Source organism: Flavobacterium gelatinilyticum (assembly GCF_027111295.1).
Lineage (GTDB): Bacteria > Bacteroidota > Bacteroidia > Flavobacteriales > Flavobacteriaceae > Flavobacterium > Flavobacterium gelatinilyticum.
Genome location: NZ_CP114287.1, coordinates 3045606 through 3071296 on the forward strand (window position 1 = coordinate 3045606; position 25691 = coordinate 3071296).

General features: G+C 34.1%; 27 protein-coding genes. 20 read left to right on the forward strand and 7 right to left on the reverse strand.

The window, feature by feature from the left end:
- Positions 1 to 16: 16 nt before the first annotated feature.
- The gene (locus OZP11_RS12860) at positions 17 to 682 is read left to right on the forward strand and encodes an MBL fold metallo-hydrolase (RefSeq protein ID WP_281230965.1); all 666 of its coding nucleotides are present in this window, start codon (positions 17 to 19) and stop codon (positions 680 to 682) included.
- 44 nt (positions 683 to 726) lie between these two features.
- On the opposite strand, the gene OZP11_RS12865 is transcribed toward OZP11_RS12860, so the two are convergent.
- Positions 727 to 1203: a TspO/MBR family protein gene (locus tag OZP11_RS12865; RefSeq protein WP_281230966.1), complete on the reverse strand. Its 477-nt coding sequence runs from the start codon at positions 1201 to 1203 to the stop codon at positions 727 to 729.
- A 419-nt stretch (positions 1204 to 1622) separates the two neighbouring features.
- Here OZP11_RS12865 and OZP11_RS12870 point away from each other — a divergent pair, with 419 nt between their 5' ends.
- From OZP11_RS12870 to OZP11_RS12895, 6 genes are all read left to right on the forward strand, one after another.
- Entirely contained in the window at positions 1623 to 2711 is a 1089-nt protein-coding gene (locus OZP11_RS12870) for a diphosphomevalonate decarboxylase (protein ID WP_281230967.1), read from the forward strand.
- Between the two features lie 29 nt (positions 2712 to 2740).
- Entirely contained in the window at positions 2741 to 3091 is a 351-nt protein-coding gene (locus tag OZP11_RS12875) for a four helix bundle protein (RefSeq protein ID WP_281230968.1), read from the forward strand.
- Between the two features lie 30 nt (positions 3092 to 3121).
- Positions 3122 to 4060 carry a mevalonate kinase family protein gene (locus OZP11_RS12880; protein ID WP_281230969.1) on the forward strand — a complete coding sequence of 313 codons (939 nt, stop codon included), beginning with the start codon at positions 3122 to 3124 and terminating at the stop codon, positions 4058 to 4060.
- Positions 4061 to 4126: 66 nt separating this feature from the next.
- The gene (locus OZP11_RS12885) at positions 4127 to 4717 is read left to right on the forward strand and encodes a DUF502 domain-containing protein (protein ID WP_281230970.1); all 591 of its coding nucleotides are present in this window, start codon (positions 4127 to 4129) and stop codon (positions 4715 to 4717) included.
- 60 nt (positions 4718 to 4777) lie between these two features.
- Entirely contained in the window at positions 4778 to 5734 is a 957-nt protein-coding gene (locus tag OZP11_RS12890; protein ID WP_281230971.1) for a geranylgeranylglycerol-phosphate geranylgeranyltransferase, read from the forward strand.
- 331 nt (positions 5735 to 6065) lie between these two features.
- The gene (locus OZP11_RS12895) at positions 6066 to 6974 is read left to right on the forward strand and encodes a pseudouridine synthase (protein ID WP_281230972.1); all 909 of its coding nucleotides are present in this window, start codon (positions 6066 to 6068) and stop codon (positions 6972 to 6974) included.
- A 62-nt stretch (positions 6975 to 7036) separates the two neighbouring features.
- Here the strand turns inward: OZP11_RS12895 and OZP11_RS12900 are convergent, their stop codons facing one another.
- Positions 7037 to 7639 (reverse strand): DUF937 domain-containing protein, encoded by a 603-nt coding sequence (locus OZP11_RS12900; protein WP_281230973.1) that lies wholly within the window; start codon positions 7637 to 7639, stop codon positions 7037 to 7039.
- Positions 7640 to 7922: 283 nt separating this feature from the next.
- Complete coding sequence (locus OZP11_RS12905) at positions 7923 to 8423, reverse strand: DUF456 domain-containing protein (RefSeq protein ID WP_281230974.1); 501 nt, start codon at positions 8421 to 8423, stop codon at positions 7923 to 7925.
- A 42-nt stretch (positions 8424 to 8465) separates the two neighbouring features.
- Between OZP11_RS12905 and OZP11_RS12910 the strand changes: the two genes are divergently transcribed.
- Both OZP11_RS12910 and OZP11_RS12915 read left to right on the forward strand, forming a co-directional pair.
- Positions 8466 to 8849 (forward strand): hypothetical protein, encoded by a 384-nt coding sequence (locus tag OZP11_RS12910; RefSeq protein WP_281230975.1) that lies wholly within the window; start codon positions 8466 to 8468, stop codon positions 8847 to 8849.
- A gap of 47 nt (positions 8850 to 8896) precedes the next feature.
- Positions 8897 to 9379, forward strand: a complete 483-nt coding sequence (locus OZP11_RS12915; protein ID WP_281230976.1) for a hypothetical protein — start codon at positions 8897 to 8899, stop codon at positions 9377 to 9379.
- Between the two features lie 7 nt (positions 9380 to 9386).
- On the opposite strand, the gene OZP11_RS12920 is transcribed toward OZP11_RS12915, so the two are convergent.
- Positions 9387 to 10493 carry a glycosyltransferase family 2 protein gene (locus OZP11_RS12920; RefSeq protein WP_281230977.1) on the reverse strand — a complete coding sequence of 369 codons (1107 nt, stop codon included), beginning with the start codon at positions 10491 to 10493 and terminating at the stop codon, positions 9387 to 9389.
- Positions 10490 to 11434, reverse strand: a complete 945-nt coding sequence (locus tag OZP11_RS12925) for a lysylphosphatidylglycerol synthase transmembrane domain-containing protein (RefSeq protein WP_281230978.1) — start codon at positions 11432 to 11434, stop codon at positions 10490 to 10492. Before OZP11_RS12925 ends, OZP11_RS12920 begins: the two co-directional genes overlap by 4 nt.
- A gap of 189 nt (positions 11435 to 11623) precedes the next feature.
- On the opposite strand from OZP11_RS12925, the gene OZP11_RS12930 reads away from it, so the two are divergent.
- The 9 genes from OZP11_RS12930 (at position 11624) to OZP11_RS12970 (ending at position 18408) form a co-directional block, all read left to right on the forward strand.
- On the forward strand, positions 11624 to 13297 hold the full coding sequence (locus tag OZP11_RS12930; protein WP_281230980.1) for a WG repeat-containing protein: 1674 nt from the start codon (positions 11624 to 11626) through the stop codon (positions 13295 to 13297).
- 9 nt (positions 13298 to 13306) lie between these two features.
- Positions 13307 to 13861 carry a crossover junction endodeoxyribonuclease RuvC gene (gene ruvC, locus OZP11_RS12935; RefSeq protein ID WP_111288456.1) on the forward strand — a complete coding sequence of 185 codons (555 nt, stop codon included), beginning with the start codon at positions 13307 to 13309 and terminating at the stop codon, positions 13859 to 13861.
- Between the two features lie 101 nt (positions 13862 to 13962).
- Positions 13963 to 15093 carry a radical SAM family heme chaperone HemW gene (gene hemW, locus OZP11_RS12940; protein WP_281230981.1) on the forward strand — a complete coding sequence of 377 codons (1131 nt, stop codon included), beginning with the start codon at positions 13963 to 13965 and terminating at the stop codon, positions 15091 to 15093.
- A gap of 120 nt (positions 15094 to 15213) precedes the next feature.
- On the forward strand, positions 15214 to 15591 hold the full coding sequence (locus tag OZP11_RS12945; protein WP_281230982.1) for a GxxExxY protein: 378 nt from the start codon (positions 15214 to 15216) through the stop codon (positions 15589 to 15591).
- A gap of 56 nt (positions 15592 to 15647) precedes the next feature.
- Positions 15648 to 16412: a cyclase family protein gene (locus OZP11_RS12950; protein WP_281230983.1), complete on the forward strand. Its 765-nt coding sequence runs from the start codon at positions 15648 to 15650 to the stop codon at positions 16410 to 16412.
- Positions 16413 to 16463: 51 nt separating this feature from the next.
- The gene (locus tag OZP11_RS12955) at positions 16464 to 16865 is read left to right on the forward strand and encodes a GNAT family N-acetyltransferase (RefSeq protein WP_281230984.1); all 402 of its coding nucleotides are present in this window, start codon (positions 16464 to 16466) and stop codon (positions 16863 to 16865) included.
- A complete protein-coding gene (locus tag OZP11_RS12960) occupies positions 16862 to 17212 on the forward strand; it encodes a DUF4260 domain-containing protein (protein ID WP_281230985.1) in 351 nt (116 codons plus the stop codon). The genes OZP11_RS12955 and OZP11_RS12960 overlap by 4 nt, the downstream gene beginning before the upstream one ends.
- Before the next feature lie 6 nt (positions 17213 to 17218).
- On the forward strand, positions 17219 to 17587 hold the full coding sequence (locus OZP11_RS12965) for an MmcQ/YjbR family DNA-binding protein (protein ID WP_281230986.1): 369 nt from the start codon (positions 17219 to 17221) through the stop codon (positions 17585 to 17587).
- A 110-nt stretch (positions 17588 to 17697) separates the two neighbouring features.
- Entirely contained in the window at positions 17698 to 18408 is a 711-nt protein-coding gene (locus OZP11_RS12970; protein WP_281230987.1) for a PH domain-containing protein, read from the forward strand.
- A 182-nt stretch (positions 18409 to 18590) separates the two neighbouring features.
- On the opposite strand, the gene OZP11_RS12975 is transcribed toward OZP11_RS12970, so the two are convergent.
- Positions 18591 to 19691 carry a DUF4407 domain-containing protein gene (locus OZP11_RS12975; RefSeq protein WP_281230988.1) on the reverse strand — a complete coding sequence of 367 codons (1101 nt, stop codon included), beginning with the start codon at positions 19689 to 19691 and terminating at the stop codon, positions 18591 to 18593.
- A 234-nt stretch (positions 19692 to 19925) separates the two neighbouring features.
- Here OZP11_RS12975 and OZP11_RS12980 point away from each other — a divergent pair, with 234 nt between their 5' ends.
- Positions 19926 to 22736: a TonB-dependent receptor gene (locus OZP11_RS12980; RefSeq protein ID WP_281230989.1), complete on the forward strand. Its 2811-nt coding sequence runs from the start codon at positions 19926 to 19928 to the stop codon at positions 22734 to 22736.
- 77 nt (positions 22737 to 22813) lie between these two features.
- On the forward strand, positions 22814 to 23872 hold the full coding sequence (locus tag OZP11_RS12985) for a phytase (RefSeq protein ID WP_281230990.1): 1059 nt from the start codon (positions 22814 to 22816) through the stop codon (positions 23870 to 23872).
- Positions 23873 to 24001: 129 nt separating this feature from the next.
- On the opposite strand, the gene pckA is transcribed toward OZP11_RS12985, so the two are convergent.
- The gene (gene pckA / locus OZP11_RS12990; RefSeq protein ID WP_281230991.1) at positions 24002 to 25606 is read right to left on the reverse strand and encodes a phosphoenolpyruvate carboxykinase (ATP); all 1605 of its coding nucleotides are present in this window, start codon (positions 25604 to 25606) and stop codon (positions 24002 to 24004) included.
- Positions 25607 to 25691 lie beyond the last annotated feature (85 nt).

A 25691-nucleotide genomic window follows, 5' to 3' on the forward strand; every position in this document is an offset into this window, starting at 1 on the left:
AACAAAATTTGAAAAGATGAAGAATATTGCCAAAGACGTTTACCAAATACCATTATTCCCCCGAAACGCCATCAATTGTTACTTGATTGAAGATGTTTTAATTGATGCCGGAATTAGAACTTCTGCCAGTAAAATATTAAAAGCAATAAAAGGTAAATCTGTTACCCAACATGCACTAACGCACACCCACGCCGATCATCAAGGAAGCAGTAAAATAATCTGTGAAACACTTAATATACCGCTTTTATGCAGCGAACCTGAAAAAGAATTCGCTGAGAATGGAAATGTAATTACAGAATATCCAAATCCGAATCATATTATATCCCAATTTCAGAAGAATTTCTGGGCTGGAAAAGGACATTTGGTTTCTCAAACTTTAAAAGAAGGCGACCAAATTGGCGGATTTACGGTTATCGAAACTCCGGGACATTCTCGAGGTCATTTATCTTTTTTCAGAGAAAAAGATGGTGTTTTAATTGTTGGAGATGTTATGACCAATATGAATCTTTTAACAACAAAAGTCGGCTTGCATGAACCTCCCAATTTATTCACTTCAGATCAAGAAACGAATCGAAAGTCGATTCTAAAATTGGCTTCATTACAACCCAAAATATTGTGCTTTGGTCACGGTCCCGTTCTGTTTGATAAAGGTGAATTTACTGAATTCATTAAGGGATTTTGATAGTCTTTTTTCAAACTTGAAACAAGGAAAACCTAAAACAAAATTTATTTATTCAACCACCAAATACTGGCATTCAGAACCGATGCGAATCCAACCCAGGCCAAATACGGAATCAATAAATAACCTGCTGTTTTATTGATTTTGATGAATTTTAAATACGTTTCGTAAATCAGCAGCCATAAGAGTATAATCTCGATTAAAGCCAGCATCGGATTTTTTAATCCGAAGAATAAATAAGACCAAATCGCATTTAGTGTCAATTGGATCAAAAAGAAAAGCAATGCTTTTTTAACCTCTTCGGTCTGTTCTTTTATTCTGTCCCAGACTAAAGCTGCTGCAATAGCCATTAAAATGTAAAGCATGGTCCAAACCGGCATAAAAATCCAGTTTGGCGGATTAAAAACCGGTTTTTCTAAAGTTACATACCAAGTTGCAATACTTGGTTTTGTAACCACTCCGGCAGAATATCCTACTGTTAAACAAATTACTAAAGCTATGGCGATTTTTACGAACTTATTCATGGTATTAAATTTTGCAGTTCAAAAATAGTCAAAAGAAAAGTTAAACCATATAAGTTATTTAAGTTCATTTTAGCAAAACCAACTTATAATTTCTTATATGGCTCACTCGTTGAAAAAAATTAAACCATATAAGTGATGTAAGTTCATTTTAGTAAAGCTGCTTATAGTTTCTTATATCACTTATATGGTGAAAAATTTAAGTTCATTTTAGCAAAACCAACTTATAATTTCTTATATGACTCACTCGTTGAAAAAATTAGACCATATAAGCGATGTAAGCTCATTTTAGTAAAGCTGCTTATAGTTTCTTATATCACTTATATGGTAAAAAATTTAAGTTCATTTTAGCAAAACCAACTTATATTTCTTATTATGACTTATATGGCGAAAAAACTATCTTTGACAAAATTTTATAATTCATGTATTCAGCAGCTGATTTTATACCAAATCCATATACTTCAACAATCGAAAACGGAAACTTTGAATGGAGCGCTCCAAGCAATATTGCATTAGTTAAATATTGGGGAAAAAAAGACAATCAGATTCCGGCAAATCCGTCAGTAAGTTTTACCCTTAACAATTGTAAAACGATTACGAAATTGGCTTTTTCGAAAAAAGAAAATCAAGGAACTTTTTCTTTTGATTTACTTTTTGAAGGAAAACCAAAAGAAGATTTCAAACCAAAAATCCAGAAGTTCTTAGAAAGAGTTGAAGTGTATCTGCCATTTTTAAAAGACTATCATTTTACAATTGATACTCAAAATACATTTCCTCATAGTTCAGGAATTGCATCTTCGGCTTCCGGAATGGCGGCTTTGGCAATGAATTTTATGAGTCTGGAAAGAAAACTAAACCCGGAAATGACAGAGGAATATTTCTATCAAAAAGCTTCATTTCTGGCTCGTTTAGGTTCAGGAAGCGCCTGCCGAAGCGTAAAAGGAAATGTAGTAGTTTGGGGTAATCAGGCCAACATTAAAGGAAGTACTGATTTATTTGGAGTTGAATTTCCGTATGCTATTCATGAAAATTTTAAGAATTACCAAGACACGATTTTATTGGTTGATAAAGGCGAAAAACAAGTTTCAAGCACCGTTGGACACGATTTAATGCACAATCATCCGTATGCAGAAAGACGTTTTGCACAGGCACACGAAAATCTGGATAAATTAATCGCCATTTTCGAAAGCGGAAATATCGAAGAATTCATCAAAGTCGTAGAAAGTGAAGCCTTGACTTTACACGCCATGATGATGACTTCGATGCCGTATTATATCCTGATGAAACCAAACACACTGCAGATCATAAATGCGATTTGGAAATTCAGAAACGAAACCGAGATTCCGGTATGTTTTACGCTTGATGCCGGTGCAAATGTGCATGTATTATATCCCGAAAACGTTACCGAAAAAGTATTACAATTTATTCAGGACGAATTAATTGTATTTTGCCAGAATGGTCAGTACATTTGCGACAAAATTGGAAGCGGTGCATTATTAATTGATAATTGACAATTGTTAATTAATAATTGATTAAATTTATGGAGAGAAAAAACGTTATTAAAGAAAAATCCTTTGCTTTTGCAATTGAAGTGGTTAATCTTTATAAAGTTTTAGCTGAGAAAAAAGAATTTGTTCTATCTAGACAAATGCTCCGTTCAGGAACATCAATTGGAGCAAATGTTAGAGAAGCTGAACATGCTCAAAGCAAAGCTGATTTTATTCATAAATTATCCATTTCATTAAAAGAAGCAAACGAAACTGAATATTGGTTAGATTTGCTGCATGAAACGAAATATCTGTCTGAGATAGATTTTCAAAATATTAAACCAAAAATAACAGAGTTATTACGATTATTAACAAGCATCGTAAAAACCTCAAAAAATATATAATTATCAATTGTTAATTATCCATTTTCAATTATGAAAGGACCACTATTTTACTCAAAAATATTACTCTTTGGAGAATACGGAATCATCCGCGACTCTAAAGGACTTTCTATCCCTTATAACTTTTATAACGGCGCTTTGAAAAAAAGCGAAGATCCTTCGGCAGAAGCAGTTTCATCAAACAGAAGTTTAAGAAGTTTTGCTTCTTATCTTGAAGTTTTACAGACTCAGCAGCCGGAATTGGTCACTTTCGATTTAGAAACCCTGCAAAAAGATGTCGAAACCGGAATGTATTTCGATTCCAGTATTCCGCAGGGATACGGTGTAGGAAGCAGCGGTGCACTTGTAGCGGCTATTTATGATAAATATGCTACGAACAAAATCACGGTTTTGGAAAATCTTACGCGTGAAAAACTATTACAGTTAAAAAATATATTTTCGCAGATGGAAAGCTTTTTCCACGGAAAAAGTTCTGGTTTAGACCCATTAAACAGCTATTTGAGCATTCCAATCCTGATTAATTCTAAAGACAATATTGAAGCAACCGGAATCCCGACTCAAAGTTTTGACGGAAAAGGGGCTGTGTTTTTATTAGATTCAGGAATTGTGGGCGAAACCGCTCCTATGGTTAACATTTTTATGGAAAACCTAAAAGACAAAGGTTTCCGTGCGATGCTTAAAAACCAGTTTGTAAAATATACCGATGCGTGCGTAGAAAACTTCCTGCACGGCGATATGAAATCTTTGTTTACCAATACTAAAAAACTCTCTAAAGTAGTTTTAAACAACTTTAAACCAATGATTCCGGAACAATTTCACGGAATCTGGCAGCACGGAATCGATACCAACGATTATTACCTAAAACTCTGCGGTTCTGGCGGAGGCGGTTATATACTAGGTTTTACTGAAGATTTAGAACGTGCTAAAGTTTCTTTAAAAGACTATAAACTAGAAGTTGTATATCAGTTTTAACTCCTTTAAAGCAGACGTTATTTGAGTAGATTTTCATAAGTATTCATCCTAAAAAAGTTATGTATTATGAAAAGCATTTTTAAAATAATCAAAGCAACTTTTTTAGGCGGAATTCTCTTTTTGGTTCCATTGGTTGTACTTCTGGTTATTCTTGAAAAAGGATATCACATTATTCAAAAAGTAACGCTGCCTCTTGTTGACAATCTGCCAAGAATACACGTTTTAGGTTTAGCACTTCGGGAACTGGTTGGAATACTACTCATCATTCTTTTTTGTTTTATTGCAGGTATTTTAGCCCGAACTGCATTTGCTAAAAAACTGATTCTAAAAATAGAAAACGGCATTTTGAGTTTCGTTCCCGGCTATTCGTTTATGAAAGGCATAAATGAAAATATTCTGGGAATTGAATCCAACAAAGATTTAAAAGTCATCTTAGTTCCTACTGATGCCGGCTGGCAGTTTGCTTTTTTAATAGAGCAGATAAACGAAAACAACTTTACTGTTTTTGTTCCGGATGCGCCAAATCCGTGGAGCGGATCAGTGGTTTTCGTAGAGAAAAAAGATATTAAAGAAATCGATATTACTCAAAAACAAGCTTTGGCCTGCATTCGGAAATTAGGCTACGGTTCTAAAGAATTGTTAAAAAACAAACTCTGAATTTTAGAATCAAAAAATAACTTTTAACTTACTTCATCTAACCCATCACAATTGTAATTTATGTTAAGCAGACAGCAAAAACTTTTGGTAATGAAAATTGTCAGCCTGTTTTCTGTGGTACGCGGTTATAACATTCCAATTATTATTCTGGCGCAGTATTTATCGGCGATATTTATTCTGGCTCCCGAGAAAAGAGCGCTTGATATTTTATTGGATTTCTATCTGTTTCTGATTGTTTTCGCCTCAGCGGTTACGATTGCATCGGGTTATATTATCAATAATTTTTACGACAGCCGTAAAGACTTAATAAACAGACCCAACAAATCTATGCTGGATCGTCTGGTGAGCCAGAAAACAAAATTAACGGTTTATTTCAGCCTTAATTTTCTGGCCGTTTTAATGGCCGGAATTGTTTCCTGGCGTGCTTTTTTATTCTTTTCGGCTTATATTTTCCTGATTTGGTTTTACTCTCATAAAATTAAGAAATATCCAATTGTAGGGAATTTAACTGCAGCATTCATGGCTGTAATTCCATTTTTTGCCATTTTATTATATTTCTACAATTCGATTTCGTTTGAAGAAATTGAAAATCACCGCAGTCATTTTGTGGTAATTTCGGCACATGCCATGTTTTTGTTTTTACTGCTTTTGATCCGGGAAATGATCAAGGATCTGGAGAACTTAAAAGGTGATTTGGCAAATGATTATCACACTATCCCGATTACGTATAACGAAACGGTTTCGAAACAGATTATTACGGTTTTGACGTTTTTAACGATTATTCCGGTTTACATTTTGGTGAATATTTACGATGTGGGGTACATGGATATTTACTTTTATGTTTGTTTTATTGTACTGCTTTTTTTTCTGCTTTATTTATGGAAGTCAAATTCGAAAGAGCAGTTTTTATTACTTCATAATGTTTTAAAATTTCTGATTGTTTCGGGAGTTTTCTGTATTGTTTTGATAAACCCGAGTGTTTTATGGCACGGACGTGATTTGATTTCCAATTATTAAACTAGATTTACCACAGTGATACACAAAAGGGTTTTACTTAGAATTCGCAAAGTTTTTTATGTGACTTTGGGCCGGGTTTGAGAAATAAGCAAATCTTTAAAAAAAGCCGATTGTTTGAATCCAGCCCCGATTGACGTGAAAATCCTTTTGCGGTCTCGTTTTTTTTCTAACGAGACCGCAAAAGATTGAAACAAAAGCGGGAAACCATGCCTGTAAAAAAGCCTGATGCGATGCTTCTAATCTATATAAAAATTATGGCTAGTAATCTAAGAACATTGAACTTAAGATTTATTAGCAGGAAAAAACTATCTTTGCACAAATTAATGATTTTATGAACAACAAGGAAGGCAATAATAAAAGAGGCGGATCGAGACCAAACAGCTCAAGATCAAACTCAAGCAAGCCAAAACCTCCTATGCCTAAGCGCGCGCAAGGCCCTAAAAAAGTAAAACCTGAAGTTAAAGCGGCTCAGGAAGCAGCAGCTGAAAAACTGAGAAAGCAAAATCAGCCTGCTAAGAGACAAAAGGCTTCGGATGAAATTCGTCTGAACAAATACATCTCAAACTCAGGGGTTTGCTCACGTCGTGATGCTGATATCTATATCCAGTCTGGAAACGTAAAAGTAAACGGTGCTGTGGTAACAGAAATGGGTTATTTAGTAAAGATTAACGATGTTGTTAACTTTGACGGTGTAACGCTGACTCCGGAAAAGAAAGAATACATTTTGCTTAATAAGCCTAAAAATTTCACTACGGCTTTAGACGAAGGACAGGAATTTCGTAATGTCCTGGAGCTTGTTCGTGGTGCCACAAATGCAAAAATTGCTCCTGTTGGGCGTATGGATAAAAACACGACTGGATTGTTGTTGTTTACAAACGATACCGATATGATTCGTAAATTTAGTTTACCGAATCAAAAATCTTCTAAAATCTATCAGGTTTCTTTAGACAAAAACTTAAAGTTTGAAGATTTAGAAAAAGCAAGTAAAGGTTTGATTATAGACGGACACCGCGTTACGGTTGAAGAAATCAGTTATATCGAAAAAGAAGCAAAAAGCGAGGTAGGATTAAAATTACGTACTTCAAATGTAAAAGTAGTCCGTGCGATTTTTGAACATCTGGATTATGATGTACTGCGTATTGACCGTGTTTCTTTTGCCGGATTGACCAAAAAGAATCTGCCAAGAGGAAACTGGCGCTTTTTGACAAGTCAGGAAATTATCAATTTGAAAAACGCTTAAGAAACGTTTCAAATCGATTTCAATATAATCCTGTTTTACTTTTGTAAGACGGGATTTTTTATTTAGAAACTAAAAAAGTTATGTCCGAAAAGTGTAAAAATTGATCTACCGATAGATTGATTCTTGTCTTCGACAGTTTCATAACATGAAAATCCAAGGATAATTTTAATGCCGGGCTGAATGCTGTTTAAGATATCTCTTTTTTGCTCTTCAAGAAGCAATTTTAAGCTGTCTAATAACTGAATGTTATTTTTAAGATAAGAGATAACAAGTAATGCAGAAAAGTTAAGTATTTCGCGGGCTGTTTCGCTTTTAATGCCGACTTCGTTTGAAATCATTTCTGAAATTCTTCCTTTTTTGTTGGTAAAAATTTCTTTTAAGATTGGGTTTCCTTCCAGTCTGTAGCAGTCGTCGACTGATAAGATTCTTCCAGATGTAAAATCGATTTCCTGATAAAAGCTTGAGTTATCTTCAACAAATGAAACAATTGTTTTATAAAATCCCGTTTCTTCTGCCTTATTATAAAGTCCCATTAAAACTGTACCAATTGAAACATCGATTCCTTTTATCAAAAGGGCATCATTTTCGAAATAAAATTTGTTTAATTTGGAAACGACGTTTGAAGATATGAAACGTCTAAGTTCAATTTGTAGGTTTGGGGTCATACTCATAACTTAAAAAATAACTATTTATATTCGGTCAAAATAATCGATAAAGTGAGGCTTTTTATCGTTTATCGAGATAAAAATATAAAATATTTTAACATATCCAAAAAATAAGTTAAAATAATCCTGTTATAAAATCGTTATATTCCGCCACAAATTCTGTAACTACCAGTAAACATAACCCTTTAGTTATCAAAATGAAATGAAAATTTTTTCTAAAAAATTTCAATATTTTCCTAAAAAATAAAAAATATAAGAAAAAACCTTAGATGATTTTACATAATTAAAATAAAATGTTTCGAAATTTCCATGCCACGCTCAAAAATAGGCCCAAGTAAATAACCGCTGCCAAAAAGTTAATAAAACTTGATGCAAGAAATCCAAGAAACGAGCCGGTTGCAGCTTTCAAAGCTCTTTTATGATCTTTAGAATCGTACATCATTTCTCCAATCAAAGCGCCTGCAAACGGTCCGATAATTACTCCAAAAGGAATTGGAGCCAGAATACCTATAATCAATCCTATGTTGGTTCCCCAGACTCCATACGAACTCCCTCCAAATTTCTTAGTTCCTTTGGCCGGAATAACATAATCAAGAATGGTAATGACTACCATTATAACGAATGTGATTCCTAAAACCCAGTAATTCATTTCGACTGCTTTTGTGAGATACAAAAGCAATAACCCGGCCCATGAAGCTGTAAGGCCCGGTAAAACAGGTATAAAACTGCCAAAAATCCCGACAATCATACATATAAACCCTAATATTAACAGTAGTGAATCCATAAATTTGTAAATTTGCACTTACATTTTTAAAAATCAATAAAAATGCGCTGGCTTTTATATCTAATCTTATTTTCATTTTTGCACTTTTATACAGGTGCAGATCTGCATGCCCAATCCCGAAAAATTTCTGTAGACGATCAATTACTTCAGGACAGCATTTATAAAAGTAATAAGAAAAAAGTTCTAAATTTCTCTATGAAAGAATTTGACAGTCTTTTTTTTGATTTTTTCAGCCGAAAAAATGATCCGGCAGTTCTTTTGACCAAAACAGAGTTTTACGCCTATACGGTTCAAATTGCCGCATTCTCAGACAGACTTGTTTTATTATATCCTGACCAAAAAGAAGTTGCAGAAAAAAACAAGGAAAAATGGCTTTCAGAAAATTATGAAGATTATTTAGAATATAAAGCTTCCCAAAAAAAATAATCGTATTTTTATACTTTAATCACCCTATATAATTCACCGCCAAAATCTTGAAAAAGTATTTTATTTTTTTAGCTTTTTTACTTCTTAATTCTTGTCAATATATTGACAAGCAGGTTCCGTCTGAAAGAGAGTTACTGCAAAAGGAATTAAAATCAATAAACTGGAAAGAAGTTGATGAATTTCCAACAGTTGCTGACTGCGAAACAATTGCAGATAAAAAAGAACGTCAAAAATGCTTTTTCGACACAATGTCACAGTTAATTGATCAGAGAATAAACGTAGACAGCTTATCTGCAGAATATCCTAAAGTAGACACAATTGAAGTAAAAGTGACTGTTCTTCCTAATTCTAAAATCAAATTTGAACCTCATTTTTCTAATACAACTGCATACGACACTATCAAAACCGACAGTGTACTGCAAGCACGTTTAATTGATTTTCCAAAAGTGAATCCGGCCATAAAACGAGGTGTTCCGGTTAAAACACAATTTATTCTGCCTGTTGTAATAAAAGCAAAACCAAAGAAATAATTTAAAGTTATTTTTTAAACTTGCGGTCTTTCCATTCATAAGAACCGCACAAACTGTACAAAGCCACAACAGAACTAAAAAAAGGATACAAGAGACTGCTTGGTAAAAGGTTTTGAATTTTCGTTTTGGTCAAAAACTGATTGGTTTTATAAAGCAGTATAAAATCAATCAAAAACTTCGAAGAAACAAATACAACAAAAATAGGATACGGCAGTTTTCCGAAAATCAACAAGAAAAATCCAATCACAAAATTTAAATTCCCAAAGAAAACAATCAGCCCTAAAACCTTACCAAAGCTGCTTTTGTATGAACTTGTTTTTGCCGCCCAGCGCACTCTTTGATAAAATAGCGCTTTCCATGTTTCGGTTGGTTTTGTGCTTACAATTGTTTCATCTGCTTTTAGATAATGAACTTCATTTGAAAATTTCTCAATTGCATTCTGCAATAAAAAAACATCATCGCCGCTGGCAATTTTATCATTCCCTTCAAAACCATTCAACTTTTCAAACAGTGATTTTGTGTAGGCAAAATTAGCTCCATTACACATAAAACCCTTATTCAGACCAAAACTTCCAATCGTTGCTCCCTGCAAACTTGTTAAATCCAGCTGCTGAAAATGATCCAGAAAAGCATTCTCACATTTATAGGTTACAGCCCCTGCAAGCATAGAAACCTGATGATTTTCCTGAATATAACTATCATACGTTAAAAGCCAGTTTTCAGGCACAATACAATCAGCATCTGTAGTAATAACCCAATCGGTTTTTACGTGTTTCATGGCAGTTGTTATGGCGTCTTTTTTCGGAGAATTTGAAACTCGAATATTGTCGATTTGTGAAACGTCAAATGTGAAACGTGAAATTTGAAACTTTTCTTCTGAACTATCATCAACTAAAATAACTTCAAATAAATCTCGTGGATAATTTAAAGCTGAAAAACTCTCTAAAAGTACGGGCAGATTTTCTTTTTCATTCCGAAACGGAACAATAATAGTAAAGCTCGTTTTAGGCTCTAAATTCTTTTTTTTATATGTTTTTATTCTGGAAAAACCATAAATAAGCAGTCCAATGCAAATTGTATAAACACCTAATATGGAGAATAATCCAAAAATCATTCTACGGTTTTGGTTTTAAAGTTCAGTACAAAATAACTTCCTAAAACTACTGGAAGCACTACATTTAAAAACCACATTAAAGTCGAAATAAAAACTACAATCCATTCATTCACGCCTAAAATTCCAAAGAAATAAATCGCGACACTTCCTTTTACTGCAAAATCCAAAAACTGAAAAGTAGGCAGTGATGAAGCCAAAAAGTAAACAGAAGTTATCGCAGCCATTAAGGTTAAGTAAGGCAGATCGACATCAAAACCCAAAAACAAAAAGTAATACTGATGTGAAAAAACCAAATAACGGCAGATTCCTAAAAAAATATTTTTCTGATGAACCGATTTTGGAATTTCATTAATTTTATGAATCAGTTTTTCAATCGAATATCCTTTGACTTTTATTTTTTTTACTGAGAATAAAATAATCAGAAGCAATACAAATCCGCCGAAGAGAATCAAAACTGTTTTAGTAGTAATTACATTAAACTGTGCATTGAAATAAAGCAATCCAAAAATCCCGAAAAGAATCGTCAGGATCATCTGGATTCCGTTGCAGATTAAGTTTAAGAAAACGACTTTTTTAGCTTCCGATTTTGGATAATACAACGCTTTTCCTGCATACTCTCCTACTCCGTTTGGCGTGAAGATCCCGGCTGTTAAAGCAGCTAAAACCTGTTTTGTGGCTTCATAAACCGATATTTTATGAATTACCTGAGCCAGATTCTGCCATTTTAAGATCTCGAAATAGCGATTCAAAACACTCAAAAGCAAGATAAAGCCAATTCCTAAAACCGATTGATTTTTTTTAAACAGAGTCATAAACTTCTGCCAGTCCAGTTTATCGTTATTTGCCAGCTGATTGTAAATAAAATAAAATGCACCGCCAACAATCAAAAGTTTGACTACAAGAACGAGGAATTGCTTAGCTTTGTGAGGAATTGAAATCATGCCGCAAAAGTAATGCAAAATGTGGCAATTTGAGAATTAGAAAATGTGGCAATTTTCGAAATCTGAAACTTTAAACTTGAAACAAAAAATCTATTGGCAAAAGAACGCATTATATTATTTTTTCTATCAATGTTAATGATTGCATGCAGCAAAATTGACGTTACTTCACCTAAACTTTTTGTTCGAGTCATGGGACAAAATACATGGGGATATAATGATGAGAAAGGAAATATTCTTATTCCACTAGGAAAATATAAGTTCCTAAATCCAATAGATGAAAAAGGAATGATATTGGCTGACTTAAAAAACAAACACGGTTATATTGATATTCATGAAAATATACTTGTTCCGTTTGAATATGATGATTTAACTGTTTTTTCAGAAGAATTGGCTTGTGCAAAAAAGAATAGCAAATTTGGCTTTATAAATAGAAAAGGAAAAATAGTAATTCCGTTTCAATATGATGACGAAACCTATTTTCAGAAAACAGGATTAGCACTTGTCAAGAAAAACAAGCTTTATGGTTTTATAAACAAAAAAGGAAAAGAAATTATTCCAATTCTTTACCAAAATGCAGATGAAGGCACAGCAGACAGTTTAGTCACTTTGAATAAAGGAGGGAAATGGGCTTTCTTCGATTCATTTGGAAAACAGAAAACCGATTTTATTTATGATGAAATTGCTTTAAGTGGTATTGAAATAAAAGGAAAAAGCGAAAGTTCGTACTGGAAAAATGGCTTGATACTAGTTAGAAAAAACAATCAAATTGCTTATTTGGATAAAAACTTAAAAGAAGTCATTCCTTTTGGCAAATACAATACTGGTGAAAGATTTAATCAACACAGAATTGCTATAGTTTCTAAAAATGGAAAATATGGTATTATTGATGAATTTGGAAAAGAACGCGTTAAACCAGAATACGATACTATGGAACATCCTGAAGAATCTTATCATGAATCTGAAATTTTTGTTGCTGAAAAAAGCAATTATCTCGTTTTACTTAATGAACATGGAAATAAAATTTATGATAAGATAAAAGGCTTCTCTTTTGATTATTGCCGTTTAAATAACAAAATTGAAAAAATTTACCATGTTCAGGATTTAAATGGAAAATATGGTGCGATTGACACAAAAGGAAAATTGATAATTCCTGTTATATATGATGAATTTCAAGACTTTGGAAGTAATTACAATGCCATTGTAAACTATAAGGAAAAATTTGGATTAATCGATTCAAATAACAAAACAACTTACCCAATTGAGAACGAATTAATTTACGCAGGTACCCGAGAATTAGATTATTATATCATAAAGAAGAATAGCAAAGTTGGAATAATAGACAAAAACCTAAAACCAATTTTTAATTTTGACTTTCAAGAAATAAATCCCTGTTTCTATGATACGAAAAATAGATTTATTGCCAAACAAAATGATAAATACGGCGTTATAGACAGAGCTGGAAGAGTAATTATTCCTTTCGAATATAGTCAAATGTCAAATTGGGTTGAATATGGTCCTGGCGAAAATTATCATTTTGTGACAAAAAACAAAAAACACGGTTTGATAACCAAAGAAGGAAAAACAGTTATTCCTGTTATTTATAATAGCCTGTTTTATAATGATGACAAAACAATTATTCTCTCAAAAGATGGGAAATATGGAGTAGTTACAATACAAAACAAACCCATAATTCCTTTTATGTATGAAAAAATATATATTGAATCTATTTTTGCTCCAAAAAAGAAAGAAATTGAATTTTATGTGTTGCAAAATGGAAAATACAATGCAATAAATAATAAAAATGAAGTCATTAGGTCTAATATTTCAAAAAAAGAAATAGAAGAGAAAATTCTCCGATTATAAATAAAACAATTGACACAAGAACGCATCATATTAGGTATTGACCCAGGAACCACGATTATGGGGTTCGGATTGATTAAAGTAATCAATAAAAAAATGGAATTTCTGCAATTGAATGAATTGCAGCTTTCTAAATACGACAATCATTATCAAAAACTAAGAATCATCTTCGAAAGAACGATCGAACTTATCGAAACGCATTGTCCTGACGAAATTGCAATTGAAGCGCCTTTCTTTGGCAAAAACGTTCAATCAATGCTGAAATTAGGCCGTGCGCAGGGTGTTGCCATGGCAGCAGGACTTTCCAGAGGAATTCCGATTACAGAATACGAACCTAAAAAGATCAAAATGGCCATAACCGGAAACGGAAATGCCAGCAAAGAACAAGTTGCCAAAATGCTGCAACAGCTTTTAGGTTTAAAAGAATTACCAAAAAATCTCGATTCAACAGACGGTTTGGCGGCTGCAGTTTGCCATCATTTTAATTCCGGAAAAGTTGTTGCCGGAAAAAGTTATTCGGGCTGGGATGCTTTTGTGAAACAAAACGAAGATCGAGTTAAAAAATGAGATAATGTGGCAATTTGATAATTAGATAATTTTGAAGACAAGAATAAATTATCTCATTTTCTAATTCTCTAATTGACACATTCTCTAATTATCTAATTAAAATGTCGGGGATCTACATTCACATACCATTTTGCAAGCAGGCTTGTCATTACTGCGACTTTCATTTTTCGACTTCTATGAAAAAGAAAGACGATATGGTTTTGGCTTTAGCTAAAGAAATTGGTATGCGCAAAAATGAGTTTGAAAATGAAATTGTAGAAACTATTTATTTTGGCGGCGGAACGCCTTCTGTGCTGAGCAATGAAGAAATCAACTTTCTGATTTCGGAAGTTTATAAGAATTATAAAGTTGTCGATAATCCTGAAATTACACTGGAAGCCAATCCGGACGATTTGTCGGCGGAACGAATTTTAGAATTATCAAAAAGTCCGATAAATCGTTTAAGTATTGGCATCCAGTCTTTTTATGAAGATGATCTAAAAATGATGAATCGCGCTCATAATTCGGCGGAAGCCAAAAAATGTCTGGAAGAAGCGACAAAATATTTCGATAATATTTCGCTGGATTTGATTTACGGAATTCCGGGAATGAGCGACGAAATGTGGAAACAGAATATTCAAACGGCTTTAGATTTTGGGATTCCGCATATTTCGAGTTATGCTTTAACGGTTGAACCAAAAACGGCTTTGAGCAAATTAATTCAAACCGGAAAAATTGCCCAACCTCAGGATGAAGCGGCTTCAAACCATTTTATGATTTTGGTCGAAACACTTCAAAACAACGGTTTTATTCATTACGAATTATCAAATTTTGGAAAAGAAAATTATTTCTCCAAAAACAATTCGGCGTATTGGCTTGGCAAAAAATATATCGGAATTGGTCCTTCGGCGCATAGTTATGACGGCGAAAAAAGAGGTTGGAATATTGCTAATAATTCGCTTTATATAAAATCAATTCAAAATAACGAACTTCCTATTGAAACTGAAGTTCTGACAATTTCGGATCGTTATAATGAATATATTATGACGGGCTTACGAACCATTTGGGGCGTTTCTTTAGATAGAATCGAAAATGAATTTGGACTAGAATATTTAGATTATCTAAAGAAACAATCTCAAAAGTTCTTAAATGATGATTTGCTTTCGATTGAAAACGACATTCTAAAACCAACTCCAAAAGGAAAATTTTTAACGGATGGAATTGCTTCAGATTTATTTTATCTTGAAGAATAACTTAACCGCAAGGTACGCTAGGAATTACGCAAAGGTCGCTGTGTTTTTTTTTGTAAGAATTAAATTATGTTTGTGTTTTAATATTTTACATTTGAGTTTTAATATTTATTGAAACTACTTATGTCAGAAAATGATTTATCCCGAATTGTATTTAATTCAGCTTTAAAAGTTCATCAAACCTTAGGTCCTGGTCTTTTAGAAAGTGCTTATGAAGAATGTTTGTTTTATGAATTAAAAAAATTAGATCTTAAAGTAGAGAAACAAAAGCCATTGCCATTAATTTACGAAGAAGTAAAATTAGATGTTGGATATCGTTTGGACATTTTAATAGAAAATAAACTAATTTTGGAAATAAAGGCAGTAGATTGTTTAAATGAAGTTCATTTTGCTCAGCTGCTTACTTATTTAAAACTAACAAATTGCAAATTAGGTTTATTAATAAATTTTAATGTCGCATTATTAAAACACGGCGTTAAAAGAATAGCAAACAACCTTTAATAAAATCCTAGCGCCCTTTGCGTAAACCTTAGCGAACCTTGCGGTTAAATAATTTTATGAAAGCAAAAATCAACAACTTCGAAATAGATTTATCAAAACCAATCGACATCTCGATTCCTTTAACGAATACCGATGAAAACCCAATTGCCTGGTATATCGAAAAACCTTCTATTGAACCTGTAGTTTTTGGCGATTGGATTGGAAAAGTTTCGGAAGGAAAATCATCTACGAATTTCAATAATATTTTCTTCAATCCGCATGGGCATGGAACACATACGGAATGTCTGGGACATATTACCAATGATTTTTACAGCATCAATCAATCATTGAAACAGTTTTTCTTTACTGCAAAATTGATTACGATTGAACCTGAAAAAATTGGTGATGATTTCGTTATTACAAAAGATCAAATTGCAAGCTTGGTTACTGAAAAAACAGAAGCTTTAATTATCAGGACACTTCCAAATCAGCTGGATAAAAAATCAAGAAAATATTCGAATACCAATCCGCCATATTTGGCTGAAGACGCCGCGATTTTCATCCGCGAAAGCGAAATTCAACATTTATTGATTGATTTGCCTAGTGTGGATAAAGAACATGACGAAGGAAAATTATTGGCTCACAAAGCGTTTTGGAATGTAAAAGACACTGTGAATCTAAATCAAGACGCGAGATTAAATGCTACAATAACCGAAATGATTTATGTGCCGGATGAAATCGAAGACGGAAATTATATTCTAAATCTTCAAATCGCTTCTTTCGAAAATGATGCGAGTCCAAGCAAACCGATTTTATACAAAATTGCAGATTTTAGATTGTAGATTTTAGATTCTGCTTCTACAAAATCTGAACTCTAAAAATCTAAAATTAAAATGATAACAGTATCTACAGATAAAACAAAACTCGACGTTCTCTTTATTCAGAACTTTTTAAAAGACATTTATTGGGCTGCAGGGCGAACCATAGAAGAAGTTCAAAGAACAATCGATGCTTCTGTTTGTTTTGGAATTTACTTAGACGGAAAACAAATTGGTTTTGCGCGCGTGATAACCGATTATGTTGTTTTTACTTATCTGATGGATGTATTTATTACAGAAGAACATCGCGGAAAAGGTTATTCGTCAATTTTAATTGAAGCGATGATGAACGAACCGCAATTACAGGAAGTCAAAATCTGGCGGCTGGCAACAACTGATGCGCACTTTTTATACGAGAAATTCGGATTTACAAAACTAAATCATCCTGAAAAGATGATGGAAAAAATAATCAAATGAAAACAGTTTTAAAACTTGAAGAAACGGCTTTATTTATTCTTGGAATCTTTCTTTTCAACCGTTTAAACTTTGAATGGTGGTGGTTTCCGGCTTTAATTTTAGCTCCGGATTTGTCGATGATTGGATATGCTTTCGGAAACAAAGCCGGTGCATTTTTGTACAATATCTTTCATCACAAAGGAATTGCGCTTTTAATTTATGGTATCGGATATTATTTAAATATTGAAAGTATTCAATTAGCCGGAATTATTTTATTTTCACATTCGGCAATGGATCGTATATTTGGTTACGGACTGAAATATGAAGAAGGCTTTAAATACACACATTTAGGTGAAATTGGTAAATAAACAATTATGAATTTAGAAACGTTTTACGAATATTGTCTTTCGAAAAAAGGGGTAAGCGAACATTTTCCTTTTGACGAAGATACTTTGGTTTTTAAAGTTGGCGGAAAAATGTTTGCTTTGTCTTCTCTTTCTCAATGGGAAAAGAACGAGCAGTCGGTGAATTTAAAATGCGATCCAGACCGCGCACAGGAACTCAGAGCTGAATATGACGAAATACAACCGGGTTTTCATATGAGCAAAGTGCATTGGAATACAGTGGCTTTAAACGGAAATTTGCCCGTAAAATTCGTCAAAGAATTGATCGATCATTCGTACGAATTGGTTTTCAAAAGTTTGACAAAGAAAATTCAAAATGAAATAACCAGCCAGACATAAATTTTTTTACCGAACAGGCGAAGCAATTAGAAAATTAGGCATTACATTTGCATCGTTAGAAAAAACCTTAGCAACTTAGTTACTGTGTGACTTAGCAACTTATAACAACCATGAAAGAACAATTTAAAAAATTTCTAAACGAAGAACAAGATCCAAAAGCGATTGAAAAAATCACTTCGAAACTTACAGATTTATTAATGAAAGGCGAAGAAGTTGGATATATCGCAGTGCAAAAAAAGCCTGCAATTACTGTTTTTCCAGATAGTATAATCTTAACCAATAAACGTATCATTATCTGTACGCCTAAAAACTTAGGTCTTTCAATGAATTTTACAGATTATACTTGGGATGATATTACAGGCACATTTGTTAAAGAAAACATTTTAGGTTCTGAATTTTCATTTAGCACTAATACAGACCTGATTCTTTCTATAGATTATATTCCGAAAATTCAGGCTAGAAAAATGTATACTTATGCTAAAGAGCAATTAGATTTATTGAAAAATCCAGTTCAGACTGCAGCTCCAGTTCAAGAAATTGTGGAAGAAGCTGAACCGGAAATTGAAGATGAAATCGAAGAAGTAGAAGCTGAAGAAGTCACAAATTTTGCTGAAATTTTACCGCCTGCTCCTCCTGTTACAGAAACTTTTGAACCACTTCCTACTCAACCAGCTCAGCCTGCTGGAGAACGTAGATTAAGCGATTTATCTAAAGAAGAACTTTTTGATAAATTACAGAACTATAAAAAACTTCTTGATAATGGTTTAATCATGCAGGGAGAATATGATGCTTATAAAAAAGAAATCTTAAGTTACATGTAAATAAGTCTTAAAGTCAAAAGTCGAAAGTCTTAAAGTTTTCTTCTCTTTATAAATAATAAAAAGTCCGAAATAGAATTCTATTTCGGACTTTCTTTTTCAAGTCTGTTTAGACTTTATGACTTTTGACTTTTCAACTTTCTGACTGAAAAATACTTTATGACTTTTGACTTTCCAACTTTCGACTAAAGCGTAGCTTTCTGCTTCTCTACAAATTTATGCGATTGCAGCTCCAAGAGTTCTTTTGCGTTTTTACGCTGTAAATCGTAAAGTGCTTTATCTTCTGCAATATCAGCGTATACTTTGTCATGCATTTCGGCGCTGGTTTTTATTAAGAGTTCACGCTGGTATTTGTTTTGTTCAAGAGTCGCTTTCATAGCAGTTTCGGCTTCTTCCTGTTTGAAATCGAATTCTCCTTTTGGCGCTAATAATTTGGCAATAATCGGCGAAGTTTCAATTGCCAGAAACAACAGCATGATAAAAAATGACGGAAGCCAGGGCAGTTTGTTCAATGCATTGATACGGGCCATTAATCCGTCAAATCCTTCGATGATAGGCTGTGTCTGCGAAACTTTTTTATCTAAATCAGCTTGCAATTCTTTTCCTGTTTTCTCTTTTTCGGCGATTTTGGCTTCGTTTGTTTTTTTAAGCGTCTCGTATTCTTTAAGAGCGGCATCGTGTTTTTCACGTTTTTCTTTATATACTGGGCCTTTTCCAAGTTTTTTAGTTCCGGCAGTTCCTTCAGCTTCTGTAATATAAGTCGAATACAAGGCATTCACTTCTTTTTCTTTCTTTACAATATCGGCTTTTAACGCTGCAATCTCAGCTTTATTTTTATCTAAATCCGATTTGAAATAATTACCAACCTGCTTTTTGTTAGCCAGTTCCATTTCATTTTTCTCCTTTAATAAAACAGTATTGATTTCTTTTTCAAAAATTTTAATTTCCAAAGGCTTCGAAATTACAATAGCAATAATAACGGCTAATATAATACGCGGAGTCGCCTGCAGGAATTCATCCATAAAGCGATCTCTCTTTTTAATAGTCGAAACGATGAATCGGTCAAGGTTAAAAATAAGTAAACTCCATACGAATCCAAAAATTAAAGCCGGATAAATGGAATCGAAAACGGTAAAAAGTGCATAAGCACTGGCAAGAAAAGCCATTACGGCAGTAAAAAAGACAGTGGCGCCAATTCCAACGTATTTGGTTTGTTCCCCTTCGGAACAATCTTTCAGAAGATCGCGGTCGGCTCCTGAACAAAGGATAAAAAATTGTTTTAACATGATTGATGATTTTTGATTGATTGATAAGGCAAATTTAACGCCAAATTTTTAATTATGATTAAATTATTTTTTTGTTTTTAATTGTAAATCAATTATTTGATTACTTATATGTTATTTAAAGATTAATAAATGCAGATTTTAAAGGTTTAATCATAACACTATGTTAATTTTTTTTCAAGGGTTTAGTAATACTGGGGTTTTAGCTTCGCAACCAAAATCAAACTAAACAACACAATGAAAAAATTCTATTTATTAATCGCATTCTTTTTATTAGCCTTTACAGGTTTTGCCCAGAAGGGGATTATCTCCGGAAAGGTACTGGATGCTGATGACAAACTGCCTCTGCCAGGAGCCATGGTGCAAATTGTAGGTGAGAAAAAATACACCGTTTCAGATTACAACGGTCGTTTTGAACTATTGAATATTACTGAAGGAACTTACAAAGTTGAAGTAAAATATATTGGATACACCACTTTAAGCCAGGAAATAAAAGTAGAAGCAGGAAAAAACAATGTAATCGATTTTGCTCTTAAAACTTCTGAAAACGAACTGAAAGAGGTTGTAGTTGGAGACATCTTAAAAGGTCAGGCAAAAGCACTGAACCAGCAGAAAAACAATAAAAACATCGGAAACGTAATTTCTTCAGATCAAATGGGTCGTTTTCCGGATGCTAACGTTGGAGACGCTTTAAAACGTGTTCCGGGTATTACAATGCAGAATGATCAGGGTGAAGCTCGTAACATTATCATTAGAGGTCTGGCTCCGTCTTTGAACTCAGTTACCTTAAATGGCGATCGTATTCCGTCTGCTGAGGGAGATAACAGAAACGTACAAATGGACTTAATTCCATCTGATATGATTTCTACAATCGAAGTAAACAAAACCCTTACATCAGACATGGATGCTGATGCAATTGGAGGTTCTGTAAATTTAATTACAAGAGCAACTCCAAACGGAGAAAGAATTTCTGCGACTCTTGCAGGAGGATATCTGCCAATTCGTGACCACGCTTCTTATACTGCAGGTTTAGTATATGGTAATCGTTTTGCAAAAGATAAATTAGGAGTAGTTTTCAGCGGATCATACAATAATGTTGATTATGGTTCTGATAATATCGAAAACGAATGGGTAAAAGATGATTTTGGAAATGAATATTTACAAGCATCAGAAATTAGAAGATATGATGTACAGCGTATCCGTAGAAGTGCTTCGGTTGCTTTAGATTATAAATTTAACGACAACAATACGATTTTTGCCAATGCAATCTATAACTGGAGAGATGATAGAGAAAACCGTTTCAGAACTACTATCGATGATATTGAGCCTCTTTACAACGGTGAAGAAATCATTGGTTTTGAAGGTCGTGTAAAACGTCAGACAAAAGGTGGTGTTGACAACAGCAGAAACAAAAACAGAAGATTAGAAGATCAGAGAGTTCAAAACTACTCACTTCGAGGAGAACACCTAATCAACTCTACTTTAGACTTAGACTGGTCTGCCAACTATGCTAAAGCAAGAGAATACCGTCCGGGAGAGCGTTATATCGAATACCGTCAGAAAGGTCTTGATGTGTTTCAGAATTTAACTGACCCAAGATTTCCTTTAGTAACAACTGAAGGTGAAGCAGCTGACCAATTCGAATTTGATTCGGTTACAGAAAACACAGACGAAACAAGCGAAAGCGAATTTGGTGCTAAAGTAAACATCCGTTTCCCATTCTCTGTAATTGCAGGAGAAAAAGGAAGATTGAGAACAGGTCTTAGACTTCGTTTAAAAGAAAAAGAAAGAAACAATATGTTCTATTCTTATACTCCAATCAACGACGACATGGAATTATTATCACAAGTTCCAACAAGTTATTTTGGCGGACAAGGATTTAATCCGGGAAGTAAATATGTAGCAGGAACTTTTGCCTCTGCAAATTATTTAGGAGGTTTAAACTTAAACAACGCTTCTTTATTTGAAAAAGAAACAGATCCTGCAGAATATTTAGCAGTAAACTACAACGCAAAAGAAAGCATTTATGCCGCTTACGTAAGATGGGATCAGGATTTCAACGATAAACTTTCTATGGTTCTTGGTTTCCGTATGGAAAACACACGTATCGATTACACAGGAAACCGTGTATTAGATGAAGAAGAATTAGAAAGCAGAATCAACAATACCAATTCATACCTGAATTTATTGCCAAGTATTTCTTTCCAGTACAATGCTACAAAAGATTTAATCTTAAGAGCAGCTGCAACAACGGCTTTGGCAAGACCTAACTATTATGCTTTGGCTCCTTATGTAAACAATATCGCTGCCGATAAAGAAATTACAGCAGGTAACCCGGATCTTGATGCTACTTACTCATACAACTATGATTTCATGGCCGAAAACTATTTCAAATCTGTTGGTTTAGTTTCGGGAGGTGTTTTCTACAAAAGATTAAACGATTTCATTTACAACTACAGCGACAATCAGTATACTGATGCAAAATTTGCTGCAGATTTCCCGGGACAGGTAAACCCGATTCCAGCCGGAGAAAACTGGTCATTTTTACAATCAAGAAACGGAGACAAAGTTGACGTTTACGGATTCGAGGTTGCTTTCCAGCGTCAGTTAGATTTCCTTCCTGGAAAATTCCTTAAAGGTTTTGCAGTATACTTAAACTATACTTACACACAATCTAAAGCAAGAGGTATTGCAGATGAGGACGGAAACGAAAGAAACGACATCAGCCTTCCGGGAACGACACCTCATATGTTTAACGGGTCTTTATCTTGGGAAAACAAACGTTTCTCTGCAAGGATTTCTACAAACTTTACATCTGATTACTTAGATGAATTAGGTTCTGAGTCTTACAAAGACAGTTACTATGACAAGCAGTTTTTCTTAGATGCAAATGCTTCTTATAAAATCACTCCAAAACTTCGCTTTTTTGCCGAAGCTAATAACTTAACTAACCAGCCGTTACGTTACTATCAGGGAGTTGCTGCTCATACAAAACAAGCTGAGTACTACCAGCCTCGTTACAATTTCGGATTGAAATTAGACTTGTAAAACAAACCTATTCTAAAATTTATAAATTAGACAGAGTTTAACCGCTCTGTCTAATTGCATTCAAAACAAACAACAAAATGAAAAATAAATCTATACTGTCTTTTTTACTTTTAAGCGTTTTATTTACAGCTTGTAAAGACGATAAATTAGCTCCAATACAGCCAAATGCCCTAAAACCAACAGCAGTTACAGAAGCTCTGCCTCATGATACTGATGATCCATCGATCTGGATTCACCCAACAGATTCAACAAAAAGCATTATTGTAGGAACAGATAAAGACACAGACGGAGCTTTATATGCTTTTGATTTAAACGGAAAGATCCTTAAAAAATCGATCACATTAAAACGTCCAAACAATGTTGATATCGCTTACGGATTAATTATTGACGGAAAAAAAGTAGACGTTGCCGTAACAACAGAACGTGAAGAAAATAAAATCAGAATTTTCAGCCTACCTGATTTAGAGCCTATCGACAACGGTGGAATCTCGGTTTTTGAAGGAGAAGAGCAACGCGACCCAATGGGAATTGCTTTATATACACGCCCAGGCGACGGAAAGATTTTTGCAATCGTTGGCAGAAAATCAGGTCCTTCGGGAACTTATTTATGGCAGTATGAGCTTTCCGGAAACGGAAAATTCGCCGCGGCAAAAGTAGTCCGTAAATTTGGTGCCTACAGCGGTAAAAAAGAAATCGAAGCCATTGCGGTTGATAATGAATTAGGAACGGTTTTATATTGTGACGAACAATTCGGAATCAGAAAATACAAAGCAGACCCTGCTTTGAACGATAATAAAGAAATGGCTCTTTTTGGACAAAAAGATTTCAAAGCTGATAATGAAGGAATCGCAATCTACAAGAAAACAGATTCTACGGGTTATATTTTAGTATCAAATCAGCAGGCAAATACTTTTATGGTATATCCAAGAGAAGGTGCAAAAGGAAATCCAAACAGTTATCCTTTGTTGGCAGAAGTTCCAACTTCGACAATCGAATGTGATGGTGCCGATGTTACAAACCTAAACTTAGGAGGAACTTACAAAAACGGACTTTTTGTAGCGATGAGCAACGGGATGACTTTTCACTATTATGCGTGGGATTTAATCCAAAAACGTATCGACGAAGCTAAAAAATAATATTTAGTCGCGGTTTTCAGTCGCAGTGTCCTGTGTTAGTGTTTATTTTTTTTTAGCTGCGATTGTCAACCAGACAAAAAAAAGCTGTTCATGTATATGAACAGCTTTTTTGTTTTGAATTAATCCCTTTTATTCTGTAATTGGTGCTCCTGCCAGGATTTCAGCATTTGCAAACTCTTCAAACTTCGCGAAATTAGCTTTGAACTTCTTAGCTAATTCCAACGCTTTTATATCATATAATTCTCTGTCTTCCCAGGTATTTCTAGGATTTAAAATTTCACTTGGAACATTCGGACAAGATTGTGGTTTTGCAATTCCAAATACTGTGTGATTTTCGTATTCTACATTATCCAGTTCACCGTTTAATGCAGCGGTAATCATCGCACGGGTATATTTAAGCTTCATACGGCTTCCTGTTCCATATGCACCGCCTGTCCATCCGGTGTTGATTAACCACACTTTTACACCTGCATCTTTCATTTTTTTGCTTAACATTTCAGCATATTTTGTTGGATGCAAAGGCATAAACGGTGCTCCAAAACAAGCCGAAAAGTTTGGTTGCGGCTCAGTAACTCCTGCTTCTGTTCCGGCAACTTTTGCAGTATATCCTGAGATAAAATGGTAAGCTGCCTGACCTGGTGTCAATTTTGAAATTGGAGGCAGGATTCCAAAAGAATCTGCCGTTAAGAAAAAGATATTCTTAGGATTATGTCCAATAGAACCCGGCTGAATATTATCGATATGTGTTATTGGATAACTTACACGTGTATTTTGAGTAATCGAAACATCATCATAATCCACCTCATTTGTTCCCGCTTTAAAAACCACATTTTCTAAAAGCGCTCCTTTTTTGATCGCTCTAAAAATATCCGGTTCATTCTCTTCGGTTAAGTTGATTACTTTAGCGTAACAGCCTCCTTCGAAGTTGAAAACGGTATTTTCTGCAGTCCATCCGTGTTCGTCGTCTCCAATTAATTTACGTTCCGGATCTGCAGATAAAGTTGTTTTTCCTGTTCCCGAAAGTCCAAAAAAGATTGCTGTATCGCCGTCTTTACCCACATTGGCACTGCAATGCATTGGCAGTGTATTTTCGAAAACCGGTAAAATGAAGTTCAAAGCAGAGAAAATTCCTTTTTTCATTTCTCCTGTATAACCCGTCCCGCCTATTAAAGCTACTTTTCTGGTAAAATCCAGAATAGCAAAATTAGACTGGCGCGTTCCGTCTACAGCAGGATCAGCCATAAAACTTGGAGCGCAAATCACTGTCCAGTCCGGAGCAAAATTTGCCAGTTCAGACTCTTCCGGTCTTAAAAACATATTGTAACAAAATAAGTTTGACCATGCAGTCTCTGTTACAACGCGAACATTTAATTTGTAATTTTTATCAGAACAAACATAAGAATCGCGAACAAAAACTTCTTTGTTGGATAAAAATGCTGTTACCTTATTATATAATTTCTCAAAAGCTTCCGGATCAAACGGGATATTAACATTTCCCCACCAAACTTTATCTTCTGTAATTTTATCTTTTACAATAAAACGATCTTGTGGAGACCGTCCTGTAAATTCACCTGTATTAATTGCCAAAGCACCTGTAGAGGCCTCAACACCTTGTCCTGACTGCACAGTAATCGCGTGTAATTCTTCTGGTGATAACTGGCAGCGAACCGTTGCATTTTCTATTCCTAATTCTTTTAGCGAAATCGATTGCGCAAATAGGATATTATTGTCCATAAATTTTAATGTTGTTGTGTTATTTTTTAGGTGCAACAAAATATAATTTTACTCTATTTGAAGCGTAAACCTCAAGTTTGCAAAT

What these genes read in the sequence shown, in the direction of transcription:
- OZP11_RS12860 (WP_281230965.1), top strand. Translation starts at nt 17, where the DNA reads ATGAAGAATATTGCCAAAGACGTTTACCAAATACCATTATTCCCCCGA.
- OZP11_RS12865 (WP_281230966.1), bottom strand. Translation starts at nt 1,203, where the DNA reads ATGAATAAGTTCGTAAAAATCGCCATAGCTTTAGTAATTTGTTTAACA.
- OZP11_RS12870 (WP_281230967.1), top strand. Translation starts at nt 1,623, where the DNA reads ATGTATTCAGCAGCTGATTTTATACCAAATCCATATACTTCAACAATC.
- OZP11_RS12875 (WP_281230968.1), top strand. Translation starts at nt 2,741, where the DNA reads ATGGAGAGAAAAAACGTTATTAAAGAAAAATCCTTTGCTTTTGCAATT.
- OZP11_RS12880 (WP_281230969.1), top strand. Translation starts at nt 3,122, where the DNA reads ATGAAAGGACCACTATTTTACTCAAAAATATTACTCTTTGGAGAATAC.
- OZP11_RS12885 (WP_281230970.1), top strand. Translation starts at nt 4,127, where the DNA reads ATGAAAAGCATTTTTAAAATAATCAAAGCAACTTTTTTAGGCGGAATT.
- OZP11_RS12890 (WP_281230971.1), top strand. Translation starts at nt 4,778, where the DNA reads ATGTTAAGCAGACAGCAAAAACTTTTGGTAATGAAAATTGTCAGCCTG.
- OZP11_RS12895 (WP_281230972.1), top strand. Translation starts at nt 6,066, where the DNA reads ATGAACAACAAGGAAGGCAATAATAAAAGAGGCGGATCGAGACCAAAC.
- OZP11_RS12900 (WP_281230973.1), bottom strand. Translation starts at nt 7,639, where the DNA reads ATGACCCCAAACCTACAAATTGAACTTAGACGTTTCATATCTTCAAAC.
- OZP11_RS12905 (WP_281230974.1), bottom strand. Translation starts at nt 8,423, where the DNA reads ATGGATTCACTACTGTTAATATTAGGGTTTATATGTATGATTGTCGGG.
- OZP11_RS12910 (WP_281230975.1), top strand. Translation starts at nt 8,466, where the DNA reads ATGCGCTGGCTTTTATATCTAATCTTATTTTCATTTTTGCACTTTTAT.
- OZP11_RS12920 (WP_281230977.1), bottom strand. Translation starts at nt 10,493, where the DNA reads ATGATTTTTGGATTATTCTCCATATTAGGTGTTTATACAATTTGCATT.
- OZP11_RS12925 (WP_281230978.1), bottom strand. Translation starts at nt 11,434, where the DNA reads ATGATTTCAATTCCTCACAAAGCTAAGCAATTCCTCGTTCTTGTAGTC.
- OZP11_RS12930 (WP_281230980.1), top strand. Translation starts at nt 11,624, where the DNA reads ATGGGACAAAATACATGGGGATATAATGATGAGAAAGGAAATATTCTT.
- hemW (WP_281230981.1), top strand. Translation starts at nt 13,963, where the DNA reads ATGTCGGGGATCTACATTCACATACCATTTTGCAAGCAGGCTTGTCAT.
- OZP11_RS12945 (WP_281230982.1), top strand. Translation starts at nt 15,214, where the DNA reads ATGTCAGAAAATGATTTATCCCGAATTGTATTTAATTCAGCTTTAAAA.
- OZP11_RS12950 (WP_281230983.1), top strand. Translation starts at nt 15,648, where the DNA reads ATGAAAGCAAAAATCAACAACTTCGAAATAGATTTATCAAAACCAATC.
- OZP11_RS12955 (WP_281230984.1), top strand. Translation starts at nt 16,464, where the DNA reads ATGATAACAGTATCTACAGATAAAACAAAACTCGACGTTCTCTTTATT.
- OZP11_RS12960 (WP_281230985.1), top strand. Translation starts at nt 16,862, where the DNA reads ATGAAAACAGTTTTAAAACTTGAAGAAACGGCTTTATTTATTCTTGGA.
- OZP11_RS12965 (WP_281230986.1), top strand. Translation starts at nt 17,219, where the DNA reads ATGAATTTAGAAACGTTTTACGAATATTGTCTTTCGAAAAAAGGGGTA.
- OZP11_RS12970 (WP_281230987.1), top strand. Translation starts at nt 17,698, where the DNA reads ATGAAAGAACAATTTAAAAAATTTCTAAACGAAGAACAAGATCCAAAA.
- OZP11_RS12975 (WP_281230988.1), bottom strand. Translation starts at nt 19,691, where the DNA reads ATGTTAAAACAATTTTTTATCCTTTGTTCAGGAGCCGACCGCGATCTT.
- OZP11_RS12980 (WP_281230989.1), top strand. Translation starts at nt 19,926, where the DNA reads ATGAAAAAATTCTATTTATTAATCGCATTCTTTTTATTAGCCTTTACA.
- OZP11_RS12985 (WP_281230990.1), top strand. Translation starts at nt 22,814, where the DNA reads ATGAAAAATAAATCTATACTGTCTTTTTTACTTTTAAGCGTTTTATTT.
- pckA (WP_281230991.1), bottom strand. Translation starts at nt 25,606, where the DNA reads ATGGACAATAATATCCTATTTGCGCAATCGATTTCGCTAAAAGAATTA.